Origin of the sequence: Acetobacterium sp. MES1 (assembly GCF_002237635.1) — a bacterium.
Lineage (GTDB): Bacteria > Bacillota > Clostridia > Eubacteriales > Eubacteriaceae > Acetobacterium > Acetobacterium wieringae.
In genome coordinates, this window is record NZ_MJUY01000038.1 from 1 (window position 1) to 12,701 (window position 12,701).

The 12,701-nt window shown below is 43.9% G+C and carries 12 protein-coding genes; 8 read left to right on the forward strand and 4 right to left on the reverse strand.

Annotated elements, in window-relative coordinates; genetic code table 11:
* Positions 1-307 precede the first annotated feature (307 nt).
* From BI182_RS11840 to BI182_RS11855, 4 genes are all read left to right on the forward strand, one after another.
* Positions 308-697 carry a beta-sandwich lipoprotein gene (locus BI182_RS11840; RefSeq protein WP_286808190.1) on the forward strand — a complete coding sequence of 130 codons (390 nt, stop codon included), beginning with the start codon at positions 308-310 and terminating at the stop codon, positions 695-697.
* Positions 690-956, forward strand: a complete 267-nt coding sequence (locus tag BI182_RS11845; RefSeq protein ID WP_286808192.1) for a cadmium resistance transporter — start codon at positions 690-692, stop codon at positions 954-956. Before BI182_RS11840 ends, BI182_RS11845 begins: the two co-directional genes overlap by 8 nt.
* Before the next feature lie 445 nt (positions 957-1,401).
* Positions 1,402-1,950: an HD-GYP domain-containing protein gene (locus tag BI182_RS11850; protein WP_286808194.1), complete on the forward strand. Its 549-nt coding sequence runs from the start codon at positions 1,402-1,404 to the stop codon at positions 1,948-1,950.
* Complete coding sequence (locus BI182_RS11855; protein ID WP_286808196.1) at positions 1,951-2,691, forward strand: HD-GYP domain-containing protein; 741 nt, start codon at positions 1,951-1,953, stop codon at positions 2,689-2,691.
* 160 nt (positions 2,692-2,851) lie between these two features.
* On the opposite strand, the gene ybaK is transcribed toward BI182_RS11855, so the two are convergent.
* Positions 2,852-3,337 (reverse strand): Cys-tRNA(Pro) deacylase, encoded by a 486-nt coding sequence (gene ybaK / locus BI182_RS11860; protein ID WP_286808198.1) that lies wholly within the window; start codon positions 3,335-3,337, stop codon positions 2,852-2,854.
* Positions 3,338-3,493: 156 nt separating this feature from the next.
* Between ybaK and BI182_RS11865 the strand changes: the two genes are divergently transcribed.
* Both BI182_RS11865 and BI182_RS11870 read left to right on the forward strand, forming a co-directional pair.
* Positions 3,494-4,525 (forward strand): TPM domain-containing protein, encoded by a 1,032-nt coding sequence (locus BI182_RS11865; RefSeq protein ID WP_286808199.1) that lies wholly within the window; start codon positions 3,494-3,496, stop codon positions 4,523-4,525.
* A 25-nt stretch (positions 4,526-4,550) separates the two neighbouring features.
* Entirely contained in the window at positions 4,551-5,228 is a 678-nt protein-coding gene (locus tag BI182_RS11870) for a PspA/IM30 family protein (protein WP_286808201.1), read from the forward strand.
* 66 nt (positions 5,229-5,294) lie between these two features.
* Here BI182_RS11870 and feoB read toward each other — a convergent pair whose 3' ends face one another.
* From feoB to BI182_RS11885, 3 genes are all read right to left on the reverse strand, one after another.
* Positions 5,295-7,436, reverse strand: a complete 2,142-nt coding sequence (feoB, locus tag BI182_RS11875) for a ferrous iron transport protein B (RefSeq protein ID WP_250932897.1) — start codon at positions 7,434-7,436, stop codon at positions 5,295-5,297.
* Positions 7,437-7,526: 90 nt separating this feature from the next.
* On the reverse strand, positions 7,527-7,748 hold the full coding sequence (locus tag BI182_RS11880) for a FeoA family protein (RefSeq protein ID WP_070371144.1): 222 nt from the start codon (positions 7,746-7,748) through the stop codon (positions 7,527-7,529).
* A gap of 10 nt (positions 7,749-7,758) precedes the next feature.
* Entirely contained in the window at positions 7,759-7,968 is a 210-nt protein-coding gene (locus BI182_RS11885) for a FeoA family protein (RefSeq protein ID WP_070371145.1), read from the reverse strand.
* A 290-nt stretch (positions 7,969-8,258) separates the two neighbouring features.
* Here BI182_RS11885 and gshAB point away from each other — a divergent pair, with 290 nt between their 5' ends.
* Positions 8,259-10,574 carry a bifunctional glutamate--cysteine ligase GshA/glutathione synthetase GshB gene (gene gshAB / locus BI182_RS11890; protein ID WP_286808204.1) on the forward strand — a complete coding sequence of 772 codons (2,316 nt, stop codon included), beginning with the start codon at positions 8,259-8,261 and terminating at the stop codon, positions 10,572-10,574.
* A 163-nt stretch (positions 10,575-10,737) separates the two neighbouring features.
* Positions 10,738-12,537: an aldehyde ferredoxin oxidoreductase family protein gene (locus BI182_RS11895; RefSeq protein WP_286808206.1), complete on the forward strand. Its 1,800-nt coding sequence runs from the start codon at positions 10,738-10,740 to the stop codon at positions 12,535-12,537.
* Positions 12,538-12,701 lie beyond the last annotated feature (164 nt).

Genomic DNA, 12,701 nt, shown 5'->3' on the forward strand with positions numbered 1-12,701 from the left:
GGTTTAACAACAAACTCAAAATGATAAAACGAACCATGTATGGTCGATGCGGTCAAAAATTACTGACGGCTAAATTGATGTACGATCCACATTCAAAGTCTGGATAACGGGTTTTTGCGGAAGAACCTTTTTCAGCCGTAATATTCAAAAATGCCATTGCCCTGCTGAACTATTTGGATTTTGACCAACAGATCATCACAAATGCCCACACCCTGGTGGACCACTTTACCGATACCGAAAAATGGCCGCTGCTTGGTCAGCCCCAGTAACCGGTTTTATAAAATGAACAGCTGAAAGGATCAGAATGATGAAAAAAACAGCAATCTTTATTGCCCTATTTGGTTTATTAATGCTTACTGGCTGCGAAAGCGAAGCCGAGAAAGTTTCTTACAATTTGTCCCAGCAGGCCGACAACTTCAATGTGATCAGGCAGTTGACGGTGATCAATTGCATTGAGGGCGACGTCTTGTTTCAAATGACCGGAAAGATGTCAATCACCGCCGACACCGCCGACAATCAGCTGGAAGTGCTTGTTGAAGACGAAGACGGCAGTTACAAAAAACACTTCATCGGATTAAGTGACAACGTGACCTATGTGGTGGAAGATCTCGGTGGCAATGATGTTTCAAAATATAAATATACCCTTAATTACAACCCGAAAATGTGGATTCCGGCGGAAATAAAAACGATTGATTAGTACGATTTTGATGGCGGTTACGGCCTTTGTCAGCACGAATATTGATGACCTGTTTATCCTGATGCTGTTAACGGTGCTGATCTTTGGATTGCTGACAGCGCTGTGGTGTTTGATCAGCCTGAAGCTGGCCACCCATCCCGTGATCCGAAAAAGAATGGAAACATACCAGCATATTTTAGTGCCGGTGGTCTTTATTGGTTTGGGAATTTTCATTCTGCTAAAAAATGGCACGCTGGTATTAATCGGCCAGATTTTTTAAAAAACGCTACAACGAAGCAATTGCGGGACGAGGCCTTGGTGCTGGTAGCAATTTTTATACTTAAATAATATAGGCGGGCGGTTGATCGATGCAAGATCAGCCGGCTTTCTGGTTTTATGCCAGAGAATTCCGTTGTTACAGTGAATTTAAATTAAATTCAAAACCCCCCTGTTTATTCCCGGCAATAATGCTCATATAATAAGCAATTGATTAAATTTGTTTGACAGACGGTAATTTGTTAAAATTATCAAGACCAATGCTTTACCGTTGATGACAGGGGGTTAAGATAAACAAGAAAGAGCCGATTAAAATAAATCAAGTGGCACAGTCCACCGAAACCGGCATGGCTGGTGTTGCCGGATTGAGTGTTGATTGAAATGCGTAACGGATTTCATCAGCGCGAATAATAAATAGGAAAGATCGCAACCTGATGGGAGACTGGTTTATGAATATAACGTTGAAAGAATTGATTACATCTTTTACTAAATCAATTGATTTATACAATTATCTGCTTAAGAACCATCACCGCCGAACGGCCATTGCCGCTTTTCATATTGGCGTTGAGATGGGGTTATCAGCGGACCGCCTGAGTGATCTGATTATTGCAGCATCCTTGCATGATATTGGCGCCCTGACCATCAGTGAAAGAGACAGTCTGATTCAGATGGATGTGGAGAACCCTTTTCCGCACAGCAGCTTAGACAGTTATATGCTGTCGTCATTTTCACCCTTTGAAAAAATTTCTCGTATCATCTTTTATCATCATTGGCATTATGATCTGGACAACACCTATGTTCCGGAACTGGGCCCGGTGCCGCTGGAAGCTTATATTTTGCATGTGGCCGATCGGACGGATATTCTGGTACAGCCGGATCGTTCAATTTTGGCACAAAAACAACAGATCATCGACAAAATGGCGTCTTATAATGGCACTGTCTTTCACCCCGAGGTGATGGCAGCTTATCTGATTCAGGCGCAGAAGGATTCTTTCTGATTGGATATTGATAACTGGGAAATGGAAAAAATTCTTAAATTAGGAATTTCCAGGCGCTACGAGATTGACTTGACCATGGATTTATTGGAGGAATTTGCCCTGACTCTTTCAAAAATAATCGATTCCAGAAGCAAATTTGCCATTGCCCATTCGGTCGGCGTGAGTCAGGTGGCCTATGCCATTGCCGAAAGAATGGAGTATTCTGAGGAAGAATGCCGCAAAATCAGAGTGGCCGGATTGCTGCATGATTTGGGTAAAATTGCCGTTGCAACTGAAATTATCGAAAAAAAAGAACGGCTGTCAGAAGCGGAACGGGCTGACATCAGAACCCATGCCTATTTTACGAATCTTATTTTGGGACACATCTCAGGCTTAGAGGGGATCGTTGAGTGCGCCTCCGGTCATCATGAAAATCACGATGGTTCGGGCTATCCCTTGAATCTGGTCAATGACGGCATTTCTCAGGAGATGGATATCATTGCCTATGCTGATATATTCACGGCCCTTTCAGAGGATCGTCCCTACCGCAAAGGGATGTCAACGGACCGGATTATTCAAATCCTCCAGGATGAATTTCTAACGAAGCATGGGGAACCGGTGTATCAAGTGATTCTGAATCACTTGGATGAGCTTGGATCGATCTGCAAAGTATCGGTTCAAGATGGGATTGCCCGTTTCCATTGTTATCAAAACTTAGCGGATACACAGGAACAACTCATAAAAGAAAGGGTAAATCGATGAAGTAAGAAACTAGATCCAGCTTAAAATTTTCTGATAAGATGATAGTTATCAGCAAACCAATTTTAAAAGCACCGATAAGAACATCGGCGTATCATCGCCACCGATTGAATAATCAGCGCAGTTGAACGTCCGAAAAATATCCTTTAAAACATATTGCGGTTTAGGATGTAATAATATCCCCATAAACAGCCGCTGCCGCAGTGCAGAAATCATCGGGGCGCAACTGAATCTGCAATCCGATTTTTCCACCGCTGATGTAGATGGTGTCCAGCTCTTTGGCGGTGTCGTTAATGACGGTTTTAAGCTGTTTTTTCATGCCAATGGCGGTACAGCCACCCCGGACATAGCCGGTGATCGCAGTCAGGTCTTTTAAACGAATCATTGCCACCGCTTTTTCGCCAACCGCTTTGGCGGCTTTCTTCATATCCAGCTCCTTATCGATGGGGATCACAAAAACAAAATAATTCTTGCTCTTTCCTTCCGTCACCAGGGTCTTATAGACCTGTTCATAAGGCAGCTTCAGCAGATCGGCAGTCTGCAAGCCGTCGACAAATTCATGGCATTCATAACTTTGGTGGGTATAGTCAATTTTTAATTTATCCAAAATGCGCATGGCATTGGTTTTCACTTCTTTTTGTTTTGCCATTGGTGTTTTTTCTCCTTGGTAAAGCTTTTTTATCTGTTTATTTTATCAGAAAATGATCGTTAGTGCTTCTTTTTTTGCAACGTTCAATGATGAATGAAAGGTCGCATTTGGGGTAGAAAGCCATTGTAACAATGCGCAAATAAATGGAGGGGTATCATGGGAAGAAGTGGCGGTTCAGGTGGCCGCAGCAGTGGCGGTTCAGGTGGCGGGAGCCGCAGTAGCGGTGGTCGCAGCGGTGGCTTCGGGAGCAGTCACCGCAGTGGTGGCGGTGGTTCCTGGGGGTCATTTGGCAGTTCCGGGGGCAGTTCGGGGAGTAGATTGTTTGGCAGTGGCACCAGAATGAGTTCAGGGGGTACTCCCGGGGGTGGCAATCACGACGGCGGCAGCGGCGGACCGGTGGGCTGTGGCTGCGGTTTTATCATTATTCTACTGATTGTGCTGATTCTGGTGCTGATTATCGGGGCTTTCGTGGCATCCGTCATAACAGGTCCCGCAGAAGTCACTAAATCAACCATCAATCGGCAGCCACTGCCAGCGGGTTCGGTCAACGAAACGGAATATTATCGCGACGAATTGGGATGGATTAAAAATCAGACAAAAATGGAGGAAGGGCTAAAATACTTTTATCAGAAAACCGGGGTACAACCGTATGTGGTGATAATTGATAACATCAATGGTTCGTATCACCCCACCGAAAGTGAGTTGGACAGTTATGCAAATGCTCTTTATGATCAGTTGTTTACGGATGAAGCCCATCTGCTCTTTGTATTTTATGAGTATAATGATTTTTACATGGATCGTTATGTGGCCGGTACTCAGGCCAAAACAGTTATCGATCGGGAGGCGGCTGATATCTTGCTGGATTACATTGACCGCAATTATTACGACAGCAATCTCACTGACGAGGAGTTCTTCAGTAACGCCTTCCGAGATGCGGCTGACCGGATCATGACCGTTACCAGGTCACCATGGATCGCAGCCATGACGACCATTGGAATTGTATTTGCAGTGGTAATATTAGCCATTCTGTTATTCGTCTGGTGGCGCCATGCCAAAAAGCAGAAGAATCTCGAGGATAAGCGTACCGCCGAAATACTGAGTACCCCGCTGGAAAAATTTGACGATGTGGAAATTGAAGATTTGGCGAAGAAATATCAGGATAATCCGTCCGATCAGGATAAAAACTGATTAGAAAATTCAAAGGAGGAAAAAAATGGCAATTTTAGAACGATTCGGTGATATTATCCGGGCCAACATTAACGATCTTCTGGATCAGATGGAAGATCCGGCGAAGATGATTGATCAGTATTTAATTGATCTGCTCGAGGATTTGGCCGAAGTGAAGCGAAGTACTGCTGAAGTAATGGGCGAAGAAACCCGTACGAAACGGTTGCTCGACAATAACAAGGCTGAGGTGGAAAAGTATGCCGAGTTGGCCAAAAAAGCGCTGGTGGCTGGGAACGAGGGCGATGCCCGGATCTTTCTCGCAAAAAAACAGGAACTGGAAAACCATGATGCTGAACTGCTGGATGTCTATGCCGCAGCTCATGAAAATGCCATGAAGATGCGACAGATGCATGATAAACTGGCTTCCGATATCCAAACCCTGCAGGCCCGTCGAACCATGATCAAGTCCAAGGTGTCGATTGCCAAAACCCAGGAAATCATCAATCAAGCCAGCTGCTCAGCCAATCAAACCGAGGATGCCATGGATGCCTTTACCCGAATGGAAGAAAAGGCCGACCGGATGCTGGATGAGGCTAATGCCATGGCCGAACTGAATATTGAGCCGGTTGACCCTGCCGAAGTTTTGGAAGAAAAGTATGGCGAAACCGGAAATACATCGGTGGATGAGGAATTGACTAAACTCAAACAAGAGTTGGGGTTGTAGAAAAAAGAGTTAAAAAAGCCAGACGAAAATGATCATCATTCGCGTCTGGCTTTTTTAGGATAAAGGTTAGATTTCTTTGACCGATATCAATTGTTTTTGTTTTGTTTTGCTGACTGGTTTTCTAAAAAGCAGATAGAGTAGGGCAGCAATCATTAGGATCGCAGCAGCGGTGCCGATACCAAAACCACCACCAGTGAAAAACAGTCCCAATTGATAAATGATCAGGGCGATGGTATAGGCAAATGCGGTCTGATAACCCACGGCAATCAGTGTCCATTTGGCACTGCCCATTTCCCGGTGAATCGCGCCGATGGCAGCAAAGCAGGGGGCACAGAGCAGATTAAAAACCAAAAACGAGAAGGCTGCCATCTGGGTAAAGGCCATTTGCAGCTGGGGCCACAGTTCGGCACCATCTTCGGCCACTTCGGCAAAACCAAAGAGGACGCCAAAGGTACTGACTACTGTTTCTTTGGCAATCAGACCAGTTATGGTGGCAACAGTCGCTTCCCAAGTACCAAAACCGAGGGGACTAAAGACCGGCGCAATGATCATGCCAAGGGCGGCCAAAATCGATTCGTTGGTGTCGACCATTTCCAGAGCAAAGTTAAAGCTTGACAAAAACCAGATGGTGATACTGGCCACAAAAATAACGGTACCGGCTTTTTTGATAAAGGATTTACCCCGTTCCCACATGTGGATCAGAACCCCTTTAGCACCGGGGACATGATATGCGGGCAGTTCCATAATAAAGGGGGCCGGATCACCGGAAAAGCCCCGGGTTTTCTTTAAAATGATACCGGAAACAATGATAGCTGCTACCCCGATGAAGTAGGCCGACGGTGCAACCCAGACCGATCCGGGGAATAAGGCACCGGCAATCAGGGCGATCACGGGCAGCTTGGCCGAGCAGGGAATAAAGGAGGTCGTCATGATTGTCATCTTGCGGTCCCGCTCATTTTCAATGGTTCGGGAGGCCATAATTCCGGGAACGCTACAGCCGGTTCCAATCAGCAATGGTATGAATGACTTGCCGGACAGACCGAATTTTCGAAAGACCCGATCCATGATAAAAGCAACCCGGGCCATGTAACCGCAATCCTCAAGAATGGCAAGGAAGAGAAACAGGACAAACATCTGGGGGACAAAACCGAGAACCGCACCAACACCACCGATGATGCCATCAAGAATCAGTGAATTCAGCCATTCAGCGGTACCCCAGGAAACAAGAAGTGCCTCTACAGCCGGGGGAATAATTTCGCCAAAGAGCACGTCATTGGTCCAGTCGGTTACCCAGGCACCTACCGTGGTAACGGAGACAAAGTACATTAAGAACATAATAGCGGCAAAAATAGGTAAGGCCAGAAAGCGATTGGTTACAATCCGATCGATTTTGTCCGAGGGGGTCATGCCGGTGCTGGCTTTCTTTTTGATTGTATCCGAAACGATGCGACCGATGGTCTGATAGCGTTCTGAGGTAACGATACTTTCGCTGTCATCATCCATGGCTTCTTCACAAGATACGGTAAGTGCCGTAATTTCAGCCATTACCGTATCTGAAAGGTTAAGCTGTTCGATGGCTTTTTCATCACGCTCAAAAAGTTTGATGGCATAAAAATCCGGATGTTCGGTGGTGCTTTTGGTTTTAATGATGGATTCAATTTGACCTAAGGTTTTGGTGATGTCAGTTGAAAAAATCGGCAGTGGTTTTGACTTCTGTCTGCTTTTGCCAAGGGCAATGGCTTTCTCGGCCAGTTCAGCACATCCTTCGCTCTTAACAGCAGAGGTTTCCATTACTTCACAACCCAGCCGCTTGGCAAGCGCTTTGATATTGATGAGATCACCACGCTTTTTGACAATGTCGGTCATATTCAGGGCCAGAATCATCGGAATACCAGTTTCCAGCAACTGGGTTGTCAGATAGAGGTTTCTTTCAATATTACTGCTATCGACGATATTAATCATGACGTCGGGTTTTTCGTTCAGTAAATAATTTCTGGAGACCACTTCTTCCAGAGTATAGGGGGACAGCGAATAAATACCAGGCAAATCGATGATTTCGACATCGTTGTGGCCTTTTAATTTGCCGGATTTCTTTTCAACCGTGACCCCCGGCCAGTTGCCCACATACTGGGAACTGCCGGTGAGCGCATTGAACATGGTTGTTTTACCACAGTTGGGATTTCCAACGAGTGCAATTTTTAAGTTCATATAAGTTCTCCTCGTTAATTTGATAGCATTGACTAACATTGTGTGCAAAAATTTAACAGCCATGGCTGTTAAATTTTTGCATTGTAATTGTTAAAAAACTTCGATCAATTCGGCATCGGCTTTACGAATGCTCAGTTCATAGCCCAGCACGGTGATTTCGATGGGGTCACCCAGGGGGGCAACCTTTCGGACAAAGACATCAACACCTTTGGTGATGCCCATATCCATGATCCGGCGCCGAATGGGGCCGTCGCCATGGAGTTTTACAACTTTAGTGGATTCCCCACATTTTACAGCTTTGAGTGTTTTCATGTTGATCTCCTTAAATGATAATGCGGTTGGCCATGTTCTTATCGATGGCAACCCGGGTATCTTTAATGTTTAAAATAATGTTGCCAGAAAGCTCAGATATGATTGTTACATCAGCGCCTTCGACAAAACCAAGGCTCGCCAGAAATTGATGCGTAGTATCTTTACCGGTGATTTTTTTGATGTGATTTGTTTCTCCGGGTGTCGCCATTGATAGTAACATGGTTTTCCTCCTATTGGTTAGCAATAACTAACATAATAATTATTAAAATTGAGTTAGAAAATACTAACTCAATGAGTAGAGTCTAACATCTTCTGTTTTATTTGTCAATACTTTAAACAAATAAGTAGTGAAATATGGATAGAACGATTGGGACTTTGCAGGAATCGCGATTATTCCCTAGCAATCAAAGGGAAATAGTTAGTTAGAATTAATCTTTTTTATGGTATAATTAAAAAAATTTTGTACAGTTCACACCGATTTATCTGTACAACAACGGAAAGGCTATGCGCATGATCGAAATATTAAAAAATAAAATGACACCGGAAAGCATTTTAACGGCGGGGTTTGGAGTAGAAAGAGAAGGACTCCGGGTGACACCACAGGGAAGACTGGCATTGACGCCACATCCGCCGATTTTTGGCGATAAGCTTAAAAATCCATATATCACTACCGATTTCTCAGAAAGCCAGATTGAACTGGTTACACCGGTTTTTTATTCAGTCGACGAAACCTATGATTTTCTGGAAGCGCTTACGGATATTGTGATCGGTGAGATTGGCGTGAATAATGAGCTGTTTTGGCCATACTCGATGCCATGCAATATTCCTGATGACAAACAGATCCCGATTGCCTCTTATCAGGGGGAAGAAGGGAAAAAAGCAAGAGAATATCGGGAGAAACTGATGGTCAAATACGGTGGCAAGCGACAGCTGATCTCGGGGATCCATTATAACTTTTCTTTTAGTGAGGAATTGTTAACGACCATCTGGAAAGAGTTGGGTATTGCAGAGAGTTTCAAAGAATTTAAAGATCGAATTTATCTAAAGGTCTTGCGTAACTTTTTACGCTATCGCTGGCTGATCATCTATTTAATGGGCTGCACCCCCGGTCTCCATAATTCTTACATAGAAGAGTGCCTGCAATGTATGGGGGACTGCGGAAATGATACCTATCTCAGCCCTGGCGGAACCTCCGCCCGTAATGGCAGTTGCAGCGGTTATAAAAATGAAATAGATCTCTACCCGGATTATAGTTCCATCAAGGATTATATCAAGAGCATCAATGAGTTTGTCGAACGGGGGGACATTTCTGAAGCGAAAGAACTGTATGCACAGATTCGGTTAAAACCAAAAGACTATCGCAACGTACTGGACTCTTTAGCAGAAGAAGGCATCCAATATCTGGAAATTCGAACCATTGATCTCAATGTTTTTGATAAATGCGGAATTGCAAAAATAGATCTGGAATTCATGAATATATTTATGCTCTTTTTATTATTGGAAGGAGAAGAGTTTTTTGAGACCTGGCAGCAGGAAGCCCTTATCAATGAGGTGACGGTCGCTGAACGTGGGCTGGAACCGGATTTGGAATTGCTCGATCATCGCCATTGGACGCTTAAAACAGCCTGGGCTGAGGATATTTTGGAAAAGGTAGCGGAGATCAATAAATATTTGAATTTAGAACAGGATCAGTGTATTAAAGAAATGCAAAGCCGGGTCAGACAGCCAGAAACGACCTATGCCTACCGCTTGAAATTGTTAATGCAGGAAAACGGTTGTCTTGATGCGAATCTAAAAATCGCTAAAGATTATAAAAGACAGTCAGATGCAGATCACTACCGCCTGAAAGGTTTTGAAAACTGGGAAATGTCAACGCAGGTATTAATAAAAGAAGCCTTGACTCGGGGGATAAAAGTAATTCCCATGGATGCCGCGGACAACATTGTGCGGCTGGAAAAAAATGGCCGCCGAGAATATGTAAAACAAGCGACAAAAACAAGTGTGGATAATTATATCACCCCGTTGCTCATGGAGAATAAAGTGGTCACAAAAAAAATTCTTCAGGAGAATGGACTACCAGTTCCGAATGGGGAAGAATTTTTTTCTTTCGTTGAAGCAAAGAAAAAACTAATCAAATATGTTGGAAGAAACGTTGTGATTAAACCAAAATCCACCAACTTCGGATTGGGAATCAGTATTTTTGATCAGGGCGGAACCCTTGATGAACTATTAAAAGGGGCTCGGATTGCGTTTGAACAGGATAACACGATTCTAATAGAAGACTATTTACCAGGTCTTGAATACCGCTTTTTGACGATGGGAGATGAGGTGGTGGCCGTGCTTCATCGTCGCCCGGCGAATGTGGTTGGCGATGGCGTTTCCTCGATCCAGCAACTGATTGATAAAAAAAATCAACACCCTTACCGGGGCGATGGCCAAACCAGCCCGCTAAAGAAAATTGTGCTGGACGATCAGTCGCTCATGTATCTTAATAAGCAGGGTTTAACCAGTCAATCAATCCCCAAAAGTAATGAAATGATTTTTTTACGCGGAAATTCTAATATCAGCACTGGTGGAGACAGTATCGATTTTACACAGAAAATGCACCCTTATTTTTCAGAGATTGCGTTAAAAGCGGTCAGAGCATTTGGAGCGAAATTCTGTGGCATTGATATTATTTTGGAAGACTATTGCAATCCCGATTCAAGTTTCGGAATTATTGAGTTGAATTTTAATCCAATGATTGTTATGCACGCCTATCCTTTTGAAGGTCAGGAGCGACGACTGGGGTATAACATCTTAAAAACCATTGGTTTGGTAGAATGAGAAAATATATGCTCAAAAAATGATCAAATTTTGCCTTGGTAAGCTAAAATTGCTATAAATTTTTGCGTTTGTGATTATCTTTCCTTTAACCCATTGAATAACGGATACTATTTGGGTATAATGATAGTGGTTACAAATAAATAAAATTTAGGAGGCGTACGAAATGTTTGGTTACATGGGAAAAATTTTACGTGTCAATTTGACGACCAATGAAGTGACAACTGAAGATCTGGATTTTGAGTTGGCAAAAAAATATATTGGTGGTCGTGGTTTAGGAACAAAGCTGTATATGGATGAGGTTGATCCACAGGTTGATCCTTTTGCCGCAGAAAATAAGATTGTCTTTATCAATGGTCCGTTGTCGGGGACAGCGACACCTACCGGTGGTCGGTACATGGTCGTTACAAAATCGCCGCTAACAGGCTGTATTGCTTCTTCAAACTCTGGTGGAGAGTGGGGAGCCTACCTGAAATATGCTGGTTATGATGCGATTATTGTTGAAGGTAAGGCAAGTCTGCCGGTTTACCTTAGTATCGATGAAGATAAGGTAGAAATCTTGCCAGCTCTTGATCTGTGGGGTAAGATGGTTTCTGAAACGAGCGATCTCTTAAAAGAAAAACAGCCTGGGTCCAAAGTCTTAACCATCGGTCCTGCTGGTGAAAAATTGTCTCAGATGGCAGCGATCATGAATGAAAAAGATCGGACCGCTGGTCGTTCTGGTGTTGGTGCGGTTATGGGTTCAAAGAATTTGAAAGCCATTACTGTTAAAGGGAACTTAAAACCGGAAATTGCGAATCCAGACGGATTAAAAGCAGTTACCAAAGAATGTCGTACCTTATTAAAAGAAAACGGTGTCACCGGTGGTGGTCTACCTACCTATGGAACAGCCGTATTGGTTAATATTATCAATGAACATGGTGTTTATCCAACTAATAACTTCCAGGGCGGTCAGGATCCGGACGCTGAAGCTGTTAGCGGCGAAACCATGACTGAAAAATATCTGATCAAGCGTAATCCTTGTCATCATTGCCCAATTGGCTGTGGTCGCTGGGTCAAAAGCGATAAGAGTCCTGATGGCATCGGTGGACCTGAATATGAAACCCTCTGGGTGTTTGCAGGTGACTTAGGTATCGACGATATGGAAGTGGTTATCGATGCGAACTACTGGTGTAATGAACTGGGTTTAGATACCATTTCTGCTGGTGCGACTTTAGCTGCTGCCATGGAATTGTACCAACGTGGTTATATCACTGACGAAATGCTTGATGATGATGTGATCCTAAAATTCGGAAACGCTGAGTCAGTAGTTCATTGGCTCAAAAAAATGGGGAATCGAGAAGGCTTTGGTGATTTACTGGCCCGTGGTTCCTACCGATTGGCTGATTTCTTTGGCGTTCCTGAATACTCCATGTCGGTTAAGAAACAAGACTTGCCAGCATATGACCCTCGTGGAATCCAGGGGATGGGTCTTCAATATGCAACCTCCAACCGTGGTGGATGCCATGTTCGTGGCTACCTGATTTCTCCTGAAATCCTTGGTTTACCCGAAAAACTGGATCGTTTTGATCTCTCAGGTAAAGAAGTATGGGCAAAAGTATTCCAGGATCTGACTGCAGTTATCGATTCCACTGGCTTATGTCTGTTCACCTCATTTGCTTTGGGTGCTCAGCAATATGCTGACATGCTCAACGAGGTTCTGGGAACCGAATGGACGGCTGAAGATGTTTTGTTAGCTGGTGAACGAATCTGGAATCTGGAAAAACTCTTTAATTTAGAAGCTGGTATTTCACCAGAAGAAGATACCTTGCCACCACGTTTATTAGAAGAAGCAATGCCAGATGGACCAACAAAAGGTTGGGTTCATAAACTGGATGAATTGCTGCCACTGTACTACAAAGAACGCGGCTGGGATGAAGATGGTATTCCAACGGAAGAACGTCTTGAAAAATTAGGTTTATTATAGAATAAATTTAAGGGACGATCTTTGATCGTCCCTTTCGTTTAGACTTTAGTCTGTTGAGCACGCAAAACGTGCGAAATAATAAACCACCTGCTATGCGGGTGGTGGGCAAAAGGGTTATACCCAAAAATCACCTTTCCATGTAAGATAGAGATGTTCAGGCTCTA

What these genes read in the sequence shown, in the direction of transcription:
- BI182_RS11840 (WP_286808190.1), top strand. Translation starts at nt 308, where the DNA reads ATGAAAAAAACAGCAATCTTTATTGCCCTATTTGGTTTATTAATGCTT.
- BI182_RS11850 (WP_286808194.1), top strand. Translation starts at nt 1,402, where the DNA reads ATGAATATAACGTTGAAAGAATTGATTACATCTTTTACTAAATCAATT.
- ybaK (WP_286808198.1), bottom strand. Translation starts at nt 3,337, where the DNA reads ATGGCAAAACAAAAAGAAGTGAAAACCAATGCCATGCGCATTTTGGAT.
- BI182_RS11865 (WP_286808199.1), top strand. Translation starts at nt 3,494, where the DNA reads ATGGGAAGAAGTGGCGGTTCAGGTGGCCGCAGCAGTGGCGGTTCAGGT.
- BI182_RS11870 (WP_286808201.1), top strand. Translation starts at nt 4,551, where the DNA reads ATGGCAATTTTAGAACGATTCGGTGATATTATCCGGGCCAACATTAAC.
- feoB (WP_250932897.1), bottom strand. Translation starts at nt 7,436, where the DNA reads ATGAACTTAAAAATTGCACTCGTTGGAAATCCCAACTGTGGTAAAACA.
- BI182_RS11880 (WP_070371144.1), bottom strand. Translation starts at nt 7,748, where the DNA reads ATGAAAACACTCAAAGCTGTAAAATGTGGGGAATCCACTAAAGTTGTA.
- BI182_RS11885 (WP_070371145.1), bottom strand. Translation starts at nt 7,968, where the DNA reads ATGTTACTATCAATGGCGACACCCGGAGAAACAAATCACATCAAAAAA.
- gshAB (WP_286808204.1), top strand. Translation starts at nt 8,259, where the DNA reads ATGATCGAAATATTAAAAAATAAAATGACACCGGAAAGCATTTTAACG.
- BI182_RS11895 (WP_286808206.1), top strand. Translation starts at nt 10,738, where the DNA reads ATGTTTGGTTACATGGGAAAAATTTTACGTGTCAATTTGACGACCAAT.